The organism is Gammaproteobacteria bacterium (assembly GCA_013214945.1).
Taxonomy (GTDB): Bacteria; Pseudomonadota; Gammaproteobacteria; order Enterobacterales; family Psychrobiaceae; genus Psychrobium.
In genome coordinates, this window is the sequence record JABSRT010000008.1 from 15520 (window position 1) to 32314 (window position 16795).

16 protein-coding genes are annotated in these 16795 nt (G+C 42.2%); 1 reads left to right on the forward strand and 15 read right to left on the reverse strand.

The features are described from left to right. Window positions 1-28 precede the first annotated feature (28 nt). The gene (locus tag HRU23_07475; GenBank protein ID NRA53971.1) at window positions 29-676 is read right to left on the reverse strand and encodes an AhpC/TSA family protein; all 648 of its coding nucleotides are present in this window, start codon (window positions 674-676) and stop codon (window positions 29-31) included. 396 nt (window positions 677-1072) lie between these two features. Between HRU23_07475 and HRU23_07480 the strand changes: the two genes are divergently transcribed. Next, entirely contained in the window at window positions 1073-1645 is a 573-nt protein-coding gene (locus HRU23_07480; GenBank protein ID NRA53972.1) for a TetR/AcrR family transcriptional regulator, read from the forward strand. A gap of 398 nt (window positions 1646-2043) precedes the next feature. Here HRU23_07480 and HRU23_07485 read toward each other — a convergent pair whose 3' ends face one another. The 14 genes from HRU23_07485 to HRU23_07550 form a co-directional block, all read right to left on the reverse strand. Beyond that, window positions 2044-2460, reverse strand: coding sequence for a tetratricopeptide repeat protein (locus tag HRU23_07485; GenBank protein NRA53973.1), 417 nt, complete (start codon window positions 2458-2460; stop codon window positions 2044-2046). 272 nt (window positions 2461-2732) lie between these two features. Beyond that, on the reverse strand, window positions 2733-3827 hold the full coding sequence (locus HRU23_07490; protein NRA53974.1) for a poly(3-hydroxybutyrate) depolymerase: 1095 nt from the start codon (window positions 3825-3827) through the stop codon (window positions 2733-2735). 886 nt (window positions 3828-4713) lie between these two features. Continuing rightward, window positions 4714-4941 (reverse strand): hypothetical protein, encoded by a 228-nt coding sequence (locus HRU23_07495; protein ID NRA53975.1) that lies wholly within the window; start codon window positions 4939-4941, stop codon window positions 4714-4716. Between the two features lie 39 nt (window positions 4942-4980). Beyond that, the gene (locus HRU23_07500) at window positions 4981-5355 is read right to left on the reverse strand and encodes a hypothetical protein (protein ID NRA53976.1); all 375 of its coding nucleotides are present in this window, start codon (window positions 5353-5355) and stop codon (window positions 4981-4983) included. A 562-nt stretch (window positions 5356-5917) separates the two neighbouring features. Then, window positions 5918-6631 carry a protein SypD gene (locus tag HRU23_07505; protein NRA53977.1) on the reverse strand — a complete coding sequence of 238 codons (714 nt, stop codon included), beginning with the start codon at window positions 6629-6631 and terminating at the stop codon, window positions 5918-5920. A gap of 10 nt (window positions 6632-6641) precedes the next feature. After that, a complete protein-coding gene (locus HRU23_07510; protein NRA53978.1) occupies window positions 6642-8744 on the reverse strand; it encodes an SLBB domain-containing protein in 2103 nt (700 codons plus the stop codon). Window positions 8745-8756: 12 nt separating this feature from the next. Next, entirely contained in the window at window positions 8757-9545 is a 789-nt protein-coding gene (locus tag HRU23_07515) for an OmpA family protein (GenBank protein ID NRA53979.1), read from the reverse strand. Then, window positions 9545-9895, reverse strand: a complete 351-nt coding sequence (locus HRU23_07520; GenBank protein NRA53980.1) for an STAS domain-containing protein — start codon at window positions 9893-9895, stop codon at window positions 9545-9547. The genes HRU23_07515 and HRU23_07520 overlap by 1 nt, the downstream gene beginning before the upstream one ends. Before the next feature lie 360 nt (window positions 9896-10255). Beyond that, a complete protein-coding gene (locus tag HRU23_07525; protein NRA53981.1) occupies window positions 10256-10966 on the reverse strand; it encodes a sugar transferase in 711 nt (236 codons plus the stop codon). Between the two features lie 23 nt (window positions 10967-10989). After that, window positions 10990-12153: a glycosyltransferase family 2 protein gene (locus HRU23_07530; protein ID NRA53982.1), complete on the reverse strand. Its 1164-nt coding sequence runs from the start codon at window positions 12151-12153 to the stop codon at window positions 10990-10992. A gap of 68 nt (window positions 12154-12221) precedes the next feature. Continuing rightward, the gene (locus HRU23_07535) at window positions 12222-13301 is read right to left on the reverse strand and encodes a glycosyltransferase (protein ID NRA53983.1); all 1080 of its coding nucleotides are present in this window, start codon (window positions 13299-13301) and stop codon (window positions 12222-12224) included. 11 nt (window positions 13302-13312) lie between these two features. After that, the gene (locus tag HRU23_07540; GenBank protein ID NRA53984.1) at window positions 13313-14737 is read right to left on the reverse strand and encodes a chain-length determining protein; all 1425 of its coding nucleotides are present in this window, start codon (window positions 14735-14737) and stop codon (window positions 13313-13315) included. Next, entirely contained in the window at window positions 14734-15897 is a 1164-nt protein-coding gene (locus HRU23_07545) for a glycosyltransferase family 1 protein (GenBank protein ID NRA53985.1), read from the reverse strand. The genes HRU23_07540 and HRU23_07545 overlap by 4 nt, the downstream gene beginning before the upstream one ends. Before the next feature lie 125 nt (window positions 15898-16022). Next, a complete protein-coding gene (locus HRU23_07550; GenBank protein ID NRA53986.1) occupies window positions 16023-16739 on the reverse strand; it encodes an acyltransferase in 717 nt (238 codons plus the stop codon). Window positions 16740-16795 lie beyond the last annotated feature (56 nt).

The window sequence follows — 16795 nt, forward strand, 5'->3', positions numbered from 1 at the left end:
AGCTTAAGTAACTAAACTAGCACTGACATTACTTAAGGTTTTTAAGCGCAGTAACAACAGCTGATGGTTCTTGGCGTGCGGTGTAATCAGCATCTACAAACGCAGTGGCAATTGTACCGTCTTGAGCGATAACAAAGGTTGCTGCCAATGGCAGATCGAACTGACCCGCACCATTGTGTTTTTCGACTTCGATCCCAAAAGATAAGTAAATTGAACGTAACTCTTCAGGCAGAGAAAAAACGATGCCAAGGCTTTTAGCATACTGAGAATTTACGTCAGACAGCACTTCAAACTTTAAGGCATTTTTTTCTGTTGTAGACAATGATGCATCGGGTAATTCAGGGGTGATCGCCACCAATGTTGCATTTTCAGCGGCGATATTAGCAAGCTGATCTTGATAAGCCTTTAACTCCAAATTGCAATACGGACACCATCCACCACGATAAAAAGTCACCACAACAGGGCCTTTGGCCAATAAGTCGCTTAGGTTTACCGTTACGCCATTTTGGTTAGGCAGTGAGAATGTTGGCAGCTGTTCAGCAACTTTTGGCGCTTTATCGACCATGCCTGACTCTGCTAAATTTTTAGTTGCTAACTTCATTAGCTCTTGCACATTGGCGGGTGCTTTTTTGACAAAACCCGCTTTGTAATCGACGATTTGATCTTGTAATGACATAGAAAAACCTTAAAGAATGAATGGGTGTAATTAACTTGAATGTTCATTCAAACAGAACTTGAATGATCATTCAAGTGTTTTTTAATATTGTTTCAATAGTTGCTGTAGCATCAATTACACAAAATTTATGGTCTTGTTGTGCGAAGATAATATTAATTTAGACAAGGCGCTCGATTGATTTCGACCTGAATGTCGACATTAGCTTATGGCTGAGTGTCATTAGAATAATGCAGGAGCAATTATCGAGCAGCTTATTATCAAGAGGCTTATTGCCGAGTAATAGCTAGTTATTAGAAATGAGATAAACGCCGATTAATGGGATTGGTATAACAATGCTGAAGTCGTTATACTTTAGCGAAATGTATTGAACGATAATCAAAGGGTAAAAGAGTTGCTATGGCAAGAGCGCAGTTTGATAAAGAGCAGGTATTGGAAAATGCTGCCAACGCTTTTTGGCGCTTAGGTTATAACGCCACGTCAATGCAAACAGTGTTTGAACAAACGGGCTTAAAACCCGGTAGTATTTATTTGGCATTTGGCAATAAAGAAGGGCTATTCAAAGAGTCTTTAAATTTTTATACCCTGCAATCATTAGAAAAATTAGAATCTACCCTAACTGAGCACCCGACGGTTGAAGAAGCGATTCGACATATACTAATCAGCTTTATTGATGAGTCGTGCCAATCTTCCTACTGCAGCTGCTTCTTAGTTAAAAGTCAGCTAGAGCTGAGCGAACATCAAGCAGAACTTAAAAGTTATGTTTCTGAGCGGCTGCGTAAAGTGGAGTCGCTTTACTGCAAGCACCTGTCAAAGACCAATACCGCAAGTGAAGCCCAAGCAAAGGCTAGCAGTGTCATGTTACATATTTTTGGGATTCGAGTTTACGGCTACCATCGCCATTCGCGAGATCAATTAATAGCCGCGTTACGGCTAGGCCTACCTTGGTTAGCGTGGCCGGCTGATCATTAAATAGTTCTACTTTAAACATATACCTAGCTATCAATAGTCTGTCAGTACTTTTAGCTTATTAAGGTTTAAGGTTTAAGGTTTAAGGTTTAAGGTTTAAGGTAAATTTAAATCATTTCGTTTTATCAAATAATCCTCATTTAATACGCATGAGTCTCAACCGGATATTAACTTGGTAACATTGATAGAAGTAGGGCACTGAGCATTGTTTTAATGAATTGGCCGCTCGAAATTAACCGATCATAATATTGAGAGAGAGAATTTTTAGCAGATTCAATAGGTTATTAAACAGGTTATTCTGTAAGCTATTCAGTAGATTAAGTAGTCTTGTAAAAGAAGGGACTATATCTGGCATAGCCCCTTTAGTTAACAGCCCCGTCAGTCTTGCTTGGTCTTTGTTACTAGTCAGTCAGTTTTTCCAATAAAGCGATTATTTCTGCTTTTAAGTCGAAATCTGGAATTCTTTTACTGCATTTTTTCGCCTTAGTCAAAGAAGCTATTGCACCTGTTTTATCACCCATTTCAAGTTTAAGAGACGCGGTTGAAAAACCAATAGATGACTGAAAGTCTGTTGATTTAATGGCGTCAGCTTTAAGTAGCGCCTTGTCGTAGATGGCGATGGCTAATGTAAGATCTTCAGTAAAATCGGCAAGTGTTTCCCACTGTACAGGATGGTCTTTATCACTATTTTCATGCTCTTCACACACTGCTTTTAAATCATTGTAGTGATTGTCAAACAAGGCTTGATCTTTTTTCTGCACTGCGTTCATTAAGCTTTCAGCTAAGGTATGTACGCGTTTGTAGACTTTTGTGTTCATTGGGTACTCAATTAGGTGTTATAAAAATATAACGAGATTATAATCTTTTTAGGGCAACTAAACAGGTTGTTTGTCATGTAATAACACCAGCGTTGGTTATTCCAGCGAATTGCTTAAGTAAAAGACTCTGTTTGCCGTTAATTTAAGATTAACAGCCTTACTATTGCGCATTCAGCCTATAAAACCTTACTTTTTAATCGGTATGCGAATTTCTTACTGAACACCTGAAGGGACAAACCCGCCAGCCAAGGTCGCTGGCGGTTTATAAAACGTTAGCTTTTAGCGAGAACAGTTGGTTGAGTGATCAAACGATCGATCATCTTTTTAATTGCGACCATTTGTGGAGCCTCCTTGGAATAATACTCATCACCGGTTATTTTTTGGCTACTATAGCCCCAAAAATCCCAGCATCCATTGGGGTTTAGTGGGGTAATCGATTTTTTTACTTGGGGAAATAGCACAATAATGTTGTTAGTGTCGGCTACTTCTAGATAACCAGTCCCTTCAACATAGCCTGTTTTTAGTTGTGAAATACCTTGTTTGCAGCCATGTACAGCGACATGAATTTTACACTGGTCAGTACGACAGTTATTCGGAATATATACAAAAGCCTTATCGTCCATGCTGATTGCTTGATCAAAAAACTCGCTTTGATCAAACTCGATTAATTCACCCGTTAATGTTTGGGCTGCTGGCTTTTGAGCGCCATAAATATGGCTAAGAATATTTTTAGCCTGTGGAATATCACAATTATTAATATAAGGAGGGTTGGTTCTATCGCATTGAGTATCTTGAGTGTTAGTGGTGATGAAGGCGTGGCCGGCATCCGTTGTTTTGTTGTATAAGATCTGGGCTTTGTCTAGCCCGAGCAGACCATAAAATTGCTCGGTAGTGTTGACCACCTTGGTTATAACGGTTTGATCACTGCTGCCAGAGAAAATGTAAACCTTGTCATTCGTTAGGTTGATTAATGGGTCAATAACGCCTGATTTTGCTTTATCATTGGCTACTTTGACTAAGTAATCACTGTTAGGCAACAGGTAGCTCCAGCAAAAAAAACTCGGGATGTATTCGCAAGGATTCATGCAAGTGGTCGTTGCTTTGGTAAGGTTAGCTAAAGTGTTTATGTCTCCTGCACAGTGCCAGGGCCCGCCTGCAACAATGCCTGCACCGACTAAACTTTTAGAGTAGGCAATGTGGAATTGAGCGGCCATAAAAGCCCCTGATGACAATCCAGAAATAGACGTTTGATTTGGCAAAGCATTCAGTGCGGGCAACTCTGCTTGTTGTTGTGTTGTAATCGCAAAAGCGGTTGAGCTAAGTGAAATGAGTAAGAGTGCGACGATAAGTTTTAGTTGTTTTAACATGGGTGCGTCCTAGCAATTGTAACGATAGTAATCGTTATAGTCTTTGGTTTTAGCTCTTCGAAACAGCCCTTAAAAATATCCTTTTGATAGAGTGCTTCGATAGAGCCCTTGGTTTTAGTACTTAGGCTTATGCTTAGTACTTGGAGTTAGTACTTGGGCTTAGTCCGTGGATAATAGCTACCACATGATGAAAAAACACCGCGACAAATTTAAGTAATAATCTTAAGTGATAATTTAAAATGCTAGTTTTAAATAACTATTATTAAATAATAGTTTTGTCGTGACGTCCCTAATCTATGCCGTAACCTGCCTAGAAATAATACAATAATATCGTGAGCTAAGTAAGCAATCTATTGTTAGATATTAGTCTAATGCTAACGATAATCATTATCGTTAGCCCTGTTGTTGGTGGATGGAAAAATACGATGCTGTTATTAATCTTGATTTTTCACCTGATATTTTTATGGATTATCATTTGTTGTGTTATCTATTATGTTCGATTTATCAATTTGTTGTGTAACTTTGTTACGGCGTGGAGTGGTGGGGTTACTAGGTGTTTTTGAATAATTTGATTTGTAACTTTAAAAAGCAAACTAAATTAAAGTTTGACAAACGGTAATGATAATGATTATTATTACCGTGCGTTTCAAGGAACGTATCTCCTGACAAAGACTGTTGATTATCTATTGCGATTAACTTTCAATGTTTGAACAAATGGGAATTTGTTCAGTGCTTGGCAATAACCAAAAATCTATCATTTTAGGTTATTAACAAGTACACACGACTATTGCTCACATTGCTATTTTAAGGCCGCATTTTGCGGCCTCTTTTTTTGCCTATTATTTAGTTTTAGTGTCAATACCATTGTCACTATTATGACGAGCTATTACTCAATGCGAATTAATTCGCGAGAATTAAACTCAACCGGGTCGCCATCAATTTGACCTTCTACATGCACGTCAATTTCGCCGCCAAAAGGCGTAAGAGATACGTCTGTTATCACCCAATCTAAACGATCATTATTATCTTCGTCAATTTCTGAAAATACGATAGCGCCAGCGATATTTATCTCCCAGGTGAAAGCGTCTCCGTCGTTTGGATCGTCAAAGAACAATTGGCCTTGCCCTGACGTATTAAATTCGATTTTAGTGACCTATTCAACGTCGCCATCAAAGATAAACACTTTATTTTGCAGGAAGTCAGTGCTGATTACGGTTGTATTAAGTACGTCGATCACGCCATTAAAGTGCGCTTTAGCTGACTCTGTTGTGACAATATTGCCTGCGCCAATTAGGCGGATAACGTTTGCGTCTTGAACGAAATCATCGATTGGCTGGTCGAAATTGAAGTCTTCCCCCATATCGGCGTCGGCCTCTGTATGCGCCCGCGCTAAAATTTGGATGCCGTCAGTTAAATCGCCTACTTCGTCTAACGATTGCAACAGTTTAAGGATATTAACAACTTTTCGGTTGTTAATATCATCGCTGCCTGCGAGTTCAAATGGTGTAATAAACGTTGCAGCAGGCACAGGATCAAACTTAACATGGCCAATGCTAAAGGTGATGGTTTCACCAGCTAAATAATTGAACTTACCATCGTCGTCTGTAACTCGATCTTTGATCGACTCGGTTTGATACTGAAGATTGCCAACCGGACTGTCTATGATAAATCCGCTGGTATTTTGTCCTGAACTTTTCGCGGTGGTTGAATCATCGGAGCCGCCACATGAAACAAGCTATAGTCCCGCTAAGAGCCTTATATCAATCGAGTATTTAAATAAGTTCAAATTAATATTTGACAAACGCTAATGGTAATGATTATTATTACTGCGCGTTTCAAGGGACGTATCTCCTGACAAAGAAGGTTGATAATCTAGTGATATCAACTTTCAATGTTTGAACAAATGGGAATTTGTTCAGTACTTGGCGATAACCAAGATTTTTATCGGTTTTGTTTATTAAAGGGTACACACGACTATTGCTCACATTGCTATTTTTAAGGCCGCATTTTGCGGCCTATTTTTTTGCCAAAATTTTATCGGGGTAACTTTTATTGTCTTAATGTTTATTACGCATCGGCTGTCTAAAGAACTAAATCTCTAACGACAGTATTTTATTACTTTTAATCCAGTATCGTAATTTACTCGCAAGTTTAGGAAAGCAACTGTCGAGTCGCTGAACCTCCCTAAGTAACTCATTTTGAAGGCTTGGGTTAAATTGATCGTTAACCACAATGCCAATTAACAATGACTTGGAATTATTGAGCTTTTTTAGGGTATTACTTAGCGCTGTGTTAGTGGTTTTTCCGGCTAATACGGTTAATAGTGTGCCATCACAGGCACTTGAGATATATTCAGGGGGTAGGTTAGCACCATTATTGAGACTCATTGGTGAGGTATCGATAAGGACGTTGTCATAATCTTTTAGCCATTGTTCGATGTGAGTTTGCAGCACCCCAGGCTCACGCAATCCTAGTACTAACTTTCGTTCAACGGGCACGGTAATTACCGCTATTTTGTCGTTAATATTACCGTGCTGTAGCGTCGTTGGCAGTGGTAAAACTTTGCTTGAGTGCTCAATGGCATTGGGTTTACTTAATCGGCTTAAATCTGGATTGTAAATATTTAAGTCAACCACAAGAGTTGTTCTAGCGGCTAGGGCGTTTCGCTTTGCTAGTCCGATGATGACCGAGCTAACACCTTCGCCAGGCGAGGTTGAAACCACTGCTAATGATTTGATTCCTCGGGCTAACGTTGCGTTATAAATATGCTCTAATTCAATATAATGCTCCGGAATGTCGATCATGATTTCTCCTTTATAGCAAACCGAGTAACGCGGCTAACGACACCAACTCGAAGAGATCGCGCAGTCCTGAACGCGCCTTAGATAAGCGGCTTTGGCGTTGATCTGGCACATAAATAGTGTCACCTACTCGAATGACCGGCAGCGCGTCAAAGTCGGCAGTTCTTGCAAATTTAGCGAGGTTGAATTCCTGAGCTTGGTTGCGACAGCATGAAAGGTTAACCACCGTTATTTTCTCGATATAGGCGTTACTGTTGGTGCCGCCAGCTTGCGCTAGCAAGTCAAGAATAGTCATGTTATCGCTATAGGTATAACGCCCAGGGTTGTTAACCGCACCTAATACACGGACCGTCATTTCTTTTGATTTGTCTAACCAGTTACGGTCGAGTTCGGGAAAATAAATAGTGTCGCCGGTAGTGATTTTTGGCAATAAGTTTTCGTCTCCCGTTTCAAAATAAAGCGCTAAGTTTAGCTTAGTGACTTTGGCGTATTTACCGTTACGGTGGCTGATACGAATATTGCGGATATCGGCTGCGGCCGTTGGTCCGTCGGCTGCCGCTAGTATGTCGAGAAAATTCATTTTATTAGTAAACATATAACGCCCGGGTGCGCCCACTTGACCAAAAACGTAAATTGATTTTTCAGCAGATTGTCTTACCCATTGTGCTTTGTTGTCACTCGGGTCGCTTGGCAAGTCATGAATGCGAATGGTCGCGCCACCGCGGATCACAGGTAAACTAGATTCATTTTTTCCTTGTTCAATAAAGCTGTCTAAATCAAAAGTATATTGTCTTATGCTGCCTTGAAGATCGCGCGATATAATGTCGATGTTAGCGGTGTCTGCCCGCGAAGTTGGACCGCCGACATGGGCCAGAATATCAAGTAATGACATTTCGTCGGCCCATTCATAGCGACCGGGGCGCACGACTTCACCAATAACCCGTACCGCGCGATTAGGAGAAATATTTAACCATGACTTTTCGTTCATGTCAGTTTTTTCAGGCACAAAAATCGCGTCACCCGCAACAATTCTAGGCAGTGACTTTGAACTGGTTCCATGAGTATAACCAGTGAGATCGAACGATTTAACCTGACCATTGGCTTTTATTATTTTGATCTGGCGTGACTCGGCAAATCGCGTTGGGCCACCCGCGTTAGCCAGAATATCCATAAAGGTGATATCTGATTTTCCTTCGTATGCACCGGGTTTAAATACTTCTCCCATCACATAAACGACATTAGCCCCGGTTTTAATTTGCTCTTCTTGGCGTGGTACAAAGATAGTGGTACCGGGATTGATTTCAGGAAGCAGTGTAATGTCGCCGCTATCGAGGTAGTTTTTTAAATTAAATATGCGTGGCTGACCATTAGTGATCACTCGGATGTGTTCAACACCGGCATAACGGGTGACACCGCCAGCTTTCATCAAAAACTCAATTAAATTTGTGTCTTTGTTAAATGAAAAACTGCCTTGTTGGTGAACTTCGCCAAACACTTTTATCGCCAGCCGATCGGCAGCGTCACCACCTGCGGCCATTTTAGTGGGATCAAACTCAACTTCTATATTGCCAATCATTGGTGAGGCCGGTACAAACAGCGTATCTAATGAGCTAAGGGGCGGTAAAATTGTATGGTCACCGCTGTCGAGGTACTTTTTATAGTTAAACCGTTGGGTGTTGTTTTTGCGGCGCAATTGCAGTTTGTCTAGTTGCGCGCCTGATCTAATGCCACCTGCGGCGAGCAAGGCCATTTGAACATTGGCGGCGGCAGGTAAAAACACCTTACCTGGTTTTTTAACATAACCCATCACATTAATGATTAGCCGCTTTTTGGCAACAAAGACATTAAAACCAGTCATATCTTTAAACACTGGCTTTAATGCCTCGCTTAGCAATTTTTTTAGCGCTATTTCTTGGTGTCCTGCCACTTGAACTATGCCGACTTCTGGCAGATTGATTGCGCCATCAATACCGACGGTAAAGTCTTTATTAAGCGTTGTTTCGCCCGGCAGTGAAATATGAATTTGATCGCCTAATTGAATATGATAGTTGGTATTAGCCTGCATTATTGGGGCATACAACAACAATAACGGCAATATAATTAGATATTTAAGCATGGGGAATACTCCTTATTGTGGCTCGTTCGTGCGCTCAATTAGTTCAACCGTGACTCGGCGGTTGATTAAACGGATCTCTGATTGATTACCAGCAACCAAAGGCTCGTTGCTGCCTAACGTTGCAATGTCGATTCGGTCTTTGTTGATGCCCATAATTTGGATGTAACGGCCTACTTGTTCGGCGCGCTGACGTGAAAGAGTAAGGTTGTCAGCATCATTACCGGTATTGTCGGCATGACCGGTTATTAGTAATCGGTAATCGGTTAACTTTTTAATTAACTCGACCGCCTGACTAAGCCTTATCACGAACTTAGGGTTGAGCGAATATGACCCGATCGCAAACTGATTATCGATATTAAGCAGGCTGGCGATCTTTCTACCGATCTCGCCCGGATTAGTTAATGGTGTTGTTGCAGCTAAAGTGCATGCTTGGTGCTCATTAACATATTGCAGCTGGCGCCCTAACCGAGTTAACAGTCGACGTTGAATAATAATGTCGTTTGCGGCATCAAACAGTAAGCCGCTTTTTATTTCATTGCCAATGCGCAGCTCGCGAGTTTTGGCCTGAACCACGGTGGCAGGAAAACACAACTCAGCGCCTTCTAATACCAAAATGTCTAAATGTTGGGTTAATAACGTATAATCAAACCTTAAACCATGCTCTTGACCCAGCGGCTGATCGGCTGCCACTACATAACGCTGTGCTTGAGCATGACCGCCAAGAGTTGAAATTAAGTTTGCGCATCCTTGAGTCAATGTCAGGCTCATCACGCTGGCTATAATTAGGCACGGTTTCATCATTAACCCTCATTTATTTCGTTAAATGGCTGGTCTGGTTCGGTCGACCAAGTGACTGACATGTTGAGGTGGATCCGCAACATTTTGATTAATGTTTTAGGTTGGCCATGAACGCCAATCAATGACAATGAATAACCACGATTGCGCATTCGTTTGTAGAGAAAAACAATCGCACCAATGCCCGATGAATCAATAAGATCAACATGATGTAGGTCTAACACCATTTGTGGAATTTGTGATTGTTCTAAAGAATCAAATTTGCCCTGAATAGTTTTCACGCCTTGGGCATCCATGTCACCAAAGAAAGTAACGATCAGTTCACGGTTTTGAGCGAGGTGCGTTTGTAATATCATAAGAATTACCTTTAAAGTGAAGAGACGCTAAGGTAATTGCAGAATTTGAGCCAACAATATAACTATCTAAACTAAATTAAATATCAATATGTTAGCGTGGTTATGTTTGCCGGTTGGTAGTTTTTATATTTTAGTTTGTTCGATCGTCGTAATTTGCGATGCAAGATAAAACTAGCAGGGCAAGCGGATATCGATTTAGATATCGACACATAGTAGGTAAATTCGCGGTCAATACAGCTGTACACGCTGTATTGACCGCCGACAAAAAGACGGTTTATTCCAGATGCACCGATATCTTGACCAATATCGGTGTTCTATTTAAAACGCGCTTGCCGTGATACAACTATTGTCGTGATACCGCTACTGCCCGCGACCAGTTATCATCACCACGAATGTTTTTAACATGATGTGAGTGTCCATTTTGAGCCATGCAATGATTGTAAACAAAGATAAGGCGTAACTGTGATCGTAAGCGAGTTTTGTCCGAACATCGTCGATACAGGTATCGTAGCCTTGGTTAATCTGCGCTAGTCCAGTTATACCCGGTTGGATCATGAATGTGCGTTCGGCAAAGAACGGAATTTCGTCTTCAAGTTTTTGATAAAACTCAGGACGCTCTGGCCGAGGGCCAACAATCGACATGTCGCCTCGCAACACATTAATGAGCTGCGGTAATTCATCTAATCTGGCTTTTCTTAAAAAACGGCCTAAAGCAGTAACTCTAACATCGTTGGTCGTTGCCAGAACCGCGCCACTGCTTTGTTCTGCATTCTCAACCATGGTTCTGAACTTGTACATGATAAAAAACTCGACATAATTCGGAGTTGCCAAGCCTATCCGTTGCTGGCAATAAAAAATGTTTCCTCGGGTACTTACCTTAATTGCGCATGCAATAAGGAGCATTAAGGGCAGGCATATAAGTAACAAGCTACCGGCCAAAATCAGATCGATTAGCCGCTTAAAAAACCTAATTTTTGGATTAAATGTTGCTGTCTTTGCAGGCTTAACTGTTTGATTGAATAAAGAGTCAGTAGTTTGTCCTATTATTGACTTTACTGTGTCACTGGTCATGTTTTTTCCCCTAAAAAAATCGATTAATGACGACAATCGTCGTAACAAATGTATTGAATACAACCGATTAAATTGGCGGTATAACCACTAACTAGATAATAAATGGTTTGCCAAATTTTATTCGGATGGGCAGGTTTGACTAGGCGGAAAAGCAGCACTGAGCCATAAATAGAGCTTTGAGACAAAGCGGCTAAGGTAAAGAATATATGAGTGTCGATCAGCATGATGCTGCCAAGCCATGCTTCAATCAAAATCAATGGCATCACAACGCGCAGCGCTTTGCCTGAGGCAAACGCAAAAGCAACCCCTTTATATTTAGGTAACAGCATCGATTTAAAACGAATGAGTTGTTGCAGGTTACCCGCTGCGATGCGGCGTCTGCGGTTTAAATCCATTTGAGATGTTGCACGTTCTAATTCTATCGCATTAATGGCAGCGACATATGTCGCCCGATACCCTTGCTCAACAACCGCCATTGCAATGACAAAATCATCGTTAATGGTGTTGGCCGCCAAAGGCACAAATAGTTCGCGTCTAAATAGATAAAATGCACCATGGGCACCGATGATTGAAGATATCTTCGCCTCACATTGCTTGATGTCACTTTGATACTGCCAGTAGGTTTGTTCGCCATTTGAACCGGGGTTTGCCAGTTGGTAATGGCCGGTCACTAGGCCAACGTTTTGGTCGGTAAATGCGTAATTTGCCTGAGTTAATGCATCAATTGAAATGAGCGCAGAGACATCGCTTAACGCGATAATTTTCTGTGATATTTTCGGCAAAATATCATTAATAACCGCAACTTTTCCGCGGTTGTGTTTAAATTCGATAATCTTGATGTTTACCGCGTCGCAGCCAGGTTCTTTGATGGTTTCACGGGCTATTTTTGCGGTATTATCAGTGCAGCCATCGCACGCAATAATGACTGTTAACAAATGGCTCGGGTAGTCTAGGATCGCCAGGTTACGTATTTTGTCGGCAATGTATTGTTGCTCGTTAAAAGCGGGTATCACCATCGCAATACTGGCCAGCGTTGGCTCGGTGTCGGTCACCGTTAACGAGTCTTTGGATGGAAATGCTTGGTTGGTTAAAAGGCTGGACTTGGCCAGAATTTTTAGCAGCAGTGGATACCCCAGATGATGGTAAACAATCAACAACATGCAGCCTATGGTTAGGATAGTGAACATAATTTCCTCCTTATCTATTTATCAGGCTAACGTTCAATACAACTCTCAATGCCGTCCATGAGCGAGAGTTATGAACAAATGAGTTTGGTATACGCATTGGCCATTCCTTGGACGTTACGGTATTGAGCAATAAATTCGCGCGGGTTGGTTTGTCTGCGGCGCGATAGCATTATTTCAATCGCGCTAACAAGCTGTTCTACATTGTCTCGTTCGACTAACAAACCCGTCGTTTGGCAAATTGCTTCGGCGCAGCCACCAACATTGGTGATTAAGGCTGGGATGCCACAAGCTTGTGCTTCCATCGGTGACAGGGGCAAGCCTTCTTGTCGTGAGGGCAGGCAAAATAGATCTAGTGATTGGTAAAAATTGAGCATATTGTCGAGCGGGCCAAGGAAATGCACTTGCTGCTCAAGATTTAGTTTAGCGACCTGCTGTTTGAGTAACGCTTCGCAACTGCCACCACCGGCTATCGCCAAATGCACGCTTGAAGAGAATTGACTGATCGCACTAATTAATAAGTCTTGGCCTTTGATCGACTCGAGCCGACCAGCATTGCCAATAAGCACCACACCGGTTGGTAAATTCAGTTGGCTGCGGGCATTATTTCGATTGCCAGGCACAAATTTATCGGTGTCGATACCGTTGTGGATCAGGGTTATGTCATGATGATTTAAATATTGTCTAATCTTTTTTGCCACCGCAAACGCGTCGGCAACGACAATAGGTTTTACCAAGCGCAGCAACAATTTCTGTAACGAGCGTTGTTTAAAATTGTTGAGGTGCCACGCGTCGTGTTCGGTATGAATTCGTTTGCTAATATTAGCGAGTCTGGCTGCGATACCCCCATAGAGCAATGGACCAATATGGTGAGTATGAACAGCAGATACCCGGTGCTGTTTAAATAACAGGGATAACTGCCAAATAACTAACGAGCTAAACCCCGGGCGTTTATTTAAAAAAACCAACTGACTGCTGACGTTAGCTAGGCTAGGCCAGCGTGCAATTGCTTCTTCTTTAGTACCTTCAAGGCTAAATATCACGGTTTTAAAGGGTTGATGTTTCATTAGCGCTAACACCATTGTTTCAATACCGCCAGGGCGTAAATGTTGGACAACTTGAGCAACAATCTTGTCGTTTTGATTTTGCATGGTGTTTCTCCTTACGTTAGTGGCGGGATCCGGCTAATAACAGGTACTGATGACAAACGTTCAAGCTGGTCACGACGAAAAATTCGGTTATCGGTCAAGGCAATTAACGTCGCCAGTCCTGACCCCAATAGCATGCCAGCAACTAGGCCCGCGATGACATAGAGCAGCAAAGGGTAATTGCTTGGCCCGGCAGGGGTGTAAGGAAGGTCTATAATTTTAATCCGTTTATTTTGTTCAAAAACCCCTAAAGCTCTGGTCATTTGTGCCATTTCAAATCGATGTAACAGTTCTTCATATAATTGCTGCTTAACGTCTAAATCGCGTTCTAGTTTGCTAAATTGCTGCTGGTTAGCACCGAAGTTGGTAGCCGTTTGCTCAAATTTGGTTATCATCGTGGTTAAAGATATTATTTCTTCAGATAAAAAATCGAGCTTGGAACGGGCATCTTGCAGTTTTTCAAGTTGGGTAATTAATAACGGCTGCGAAGTGGCCCCTTTAGTGACGGACATTGAACTGGCGATGTCCCAAAGTTGGTCTGAATTCAAAGCCTGCTGCTTGTGGTTAAGTAATTGTTGACGTTCTCGTTCTAAACTCTTTAGTTCGCGTAATGTCGCTTGAACTTTTGAATGTTTAGTGGTATATCGGGCTTTGAGCAGTGCTAAATCGCCACGTAATTGAATTATTTTTTCTTCAATTTTACCAATAATCGGGTTGGTTTTTGATAGTTGGATATTCAGTCCGCCGAGACTTTTTTTGACCCCTGACCTTTGGGCTTTTTTCTTGGCTAAATCTAACTTTAGTTTCGCAATTCTACTGATGTTGGCACTGTGCAGTTGCGGTAAGTTTCTGGCGTGCAGGTCTTTAAATTTGGCTAATGCTTGTTCGGCAAGGTGCAGCGCTTGTTGGCGTTGTTTGAGGTATTTTTCCAAAAATATCGCAGAATCTTCCATGCTAGAACGCTCAGGAGCCAGTAGTTGCTCGATAAAATGGCTACTGACTGTTGTTAGCATTTGTTTCATGCCATCGGCTGAACCAGCGGTGTAGTCAATCCTAATAAGATCTTTACCGACCATGGTCATCGACAGCCCGTTTGATAACCGGTCGATGGTACGCTGATATTCTTGAGCCGATGAATTGTCATCGATTAACTGTTGCTCGCGCGCAACAGCGCCGAGAATATGGCGTGAATGCAACAAGGTTTGCAAGGAGTCTAATCGTTCTTTAAGCATCGGTGACACGGCAAAGTCTTCTAAAAATGGATTCATTTTCGCCGTTTCTTGAATCAGCATGCTGGTATGTGATTGATATTGTTTGGCAGTAGTTAAGCCAATGGTTAAACCGACCAAAGGCAAGATGATAAGTGGCGTAACGATTAAATATCGGCGGCGCCATGCTGCAATAAAGATATACAGCAGTTGGTAAGATAAGTCGTTCATAAGTCATCCACCAAGTTGGCGACTTGGGCGGCACGAATTTCCCAGGTTTGATTGATTACGGCTTGGCGCTTTAGAGGATCGAACCCTTGAACGTCACGGGCTCGTTGCAATGCAGCGACCATTTGTTGCGAGTTGGTAACCACGTCAATTAATTGTTGATAAGGGATCAGTGCCGGAAATGGGGTGCTAACTATTGGCCGGCCCGCCGCTAAATATTCCCGTAATTTAAACGGGTTACAGGCTAGTATTTGGCTGTTTATTTGAAATGGCAGTAATGAGACCGTCCAGTGCTGACTGTAACTCGCGAGCTGGTTATGCGGCTTGCTTGAGATAAAGTAAACATTTTTATATTGACATAATACACTGACATCGACTGTGATAGCGCCAACAAATACAAAGTTCCAATCGGGTAATTGGCTGATGGTTTGTTGCAATAATTCCAAATCGATCCAACCAGCGATACTGCCATAGAAACCCGCTGTTGGTTTGTCGTTTTGTGGTAAATCGGTGGCGCGTAACGTTGGCTGTGAAAATAAGTTAAAGTCGACCCCGTGTTCAACGGTTACGACAGTTTTTTGATCAAATTTTACCTTGTGAGAAAATTTAGCGCGTAGGACCTCACTGGCGGTTAAGATTAAGTCGGCGCAATCGGCTAATTGCTGCTCGCGCTGGTTAACGGTGTCGTGATCAACCCCTGCAAGCGCATTAAAATCATCACAGCAGTAATAGACAACGGCGGACTCTGAGAGCTTGCCGACGATATCGACCGCGGTCGGTAATGAAATCCATAATATTGGCGCATTTAACTGCGCCTGCTTGATCGCATGAGTGACTTGGTAAGCGAGTATTTTCGCACTGACATAGCGGGTTATGGCAGCGCGTGGGGCTGGAATGGCTGTGGGATTGATCACCATAAATTGAGGATCAGCATGATGAGTGGATTGATTATCGGTGCGCTCTTGTGCGCTGCATAATACGGCCTTAACTTTGTGCCACATGCGTTTGATGTCATGCCAGCAAAATGTTGGTTGACGCAGACCGATTGAATTGACCCAAATGATTTTGCGATTTCGAGCTAAATGTTTGATCAGTTGCTGCGTGCTGCTGGGCAATGCGCCCCAATCTTCACCGAAAACGACTAAGTCCTTAGCCGTTTTTATAGTAGAGTCTTTAGCTGTTTTTCTATTAGAGTCTTTAACTGTTTTGATAGTAGAGTCGTTAACCGTTTCGATAGGTAAGTCGTTAACCGAGATGTTACTAAGGCCTTTATTACTTTTGTAATAACTCATACTCTTAGCTCCCTAATTACCCGCGCAGGAATGCCAGCCGCAAGCACCCCGGCAGGAATGTCTTTGGTTACGACGCTTGACGCAGCAATGATACTGCCTTTGCCAATTGTCACGCCTGCCATTACAGATACGCCAGTTGCTAACCAAACATCGTCTTCAAGCACAATATTGCCCACTTGGTTGTCTGTTTCAGGCAAGCCTTGAGCGCGTGATTTCGCGTTAATGGGGTGGCCTGGGTAGCCAGCTAAAAATGCTCGGCCTGCAATTCTGACATTATTACCAATGAAAATATGATCGCCGACCGCAATGGTGGTCATCCAGCCGATATCAACATTGTCACCCACGGTTAGGGTTGCTGCTGTTGGGTGAGCCGCGCGGCCGGTGATGGTGGTTTGGCCTGATATTCGACACCGTTCACCAAGGCACACATTTAGTGGACCGGCCATGTAAGGCAAACCACCATAAAGATAAAGTTGCTGACCACAGTGCTTTATTTGACTTTTAAATAGTGGAGTCCAATAAAATACTCGAACCAAATAACCCAAGCTATGACTTACTAGCTGGTGGATAGCGAACAACACTTGGTAAGGAAATTTTGGCAGTGGTAAATCACCGCAGCGCCATATTTTAAGGGTGTTAAAAATACGTTTGACTACCGGTACATTACTGGTTTTTAACCATTGCTTTGTTTGTGCGATAATTGTGAGGTTCATTGGGTTAATCCGCTAGATAATTTCTTATTACATAGCAGTAATGGTGCCAACAATTT

Bases quoted from the DNA above. Each gene is read 5' to 3' on its own strand.
- HRU23_07475 (NRA53971.1), bottom strand. From the start codon at position 676: ATGTCATTACAAGATCAAATCGTCGATTACAAAGCGGGTTTTGTCAAA.
- HRU23_07480 (NRA53972.1), top strand. From the start codon at position 1,073: ATGGCAAGAGCGCAGTTTGATAAAGAGCAGGTATTGGAAAATGCTGCC.
- HRU23_07485 (NRA53973.1), bottom strand. From the start codon at position 2,460: ATGAACACAAAAGTCTACAAACGCGTACATACCTTAGCTGAAAGCTTA.
- HRU23_07490 (NRA53974.1), bottom strand. From the start codon at position 3,827: ATGTTAAAACAACTAAAACTTATCGTCGCACTCTTACTCATTTCACTT.
- HRU23_07505 (NRA53977.1), bottom strand. From the start codon at position 6,631: ATGATCGACATTCCGGAGCATTATATTGAATTAGAGCATATTTATAAC.
- HRU23_07510 (NRA53978.1), bottom strand. From the start codon at position 8,744: ATGCTTAAATATCTAATTATATTGCCGTTATTGTTGTTGTATGCCCCA.
- HRU23_07515 (NRA53979.1), bottom strand. From the start codon at position 9,545: ATGATGAAACCGTGCCTAATTATAGCCAGCGTGATGAGCCTGACATTG.
- HRU23_07520 (NRA53980.1), bottom strand. From the start codon at position 9,895: ATGATATTACAAACGCACCTCGCTCAAAACCGTGAACTGATCGTTACT.
- HRU23_07525 (NRA53981.1), bottom strand. From the start codon at position 10,966: ATGACCAGTGACACAGTAAAGTCAATAATAGGACAAACTACTGACTCT.
- HRU23_07530 (NRA53982.1), bottom strand. From the start codon at position 12,153: ATGTTCACTATCCTAACCATAGGCTGCATGTTGTTGATTGTTTACCAT.
- HRU23_07535 (NRA53983.1), bottom strand. From the start codon at position 13,301: ATGCAAAATCAAAACGACAAGATTGTTGCTCAAGTTGTCCAACATTTA.
- HRU23_07540 (NRA53984.1), bottom strand. From the start codon at position 14,737: ATGAACGACTTATCTTACCAACTGCTGTATATCTTTATTGCAGCATGG.
- HRU23_07550 (NRA53986.1), bottom strand. From the start codon at position 16,739: ATGAACCTCACAATTATCGCACAAACAAAGCAATGGTTAAAAACCAGT.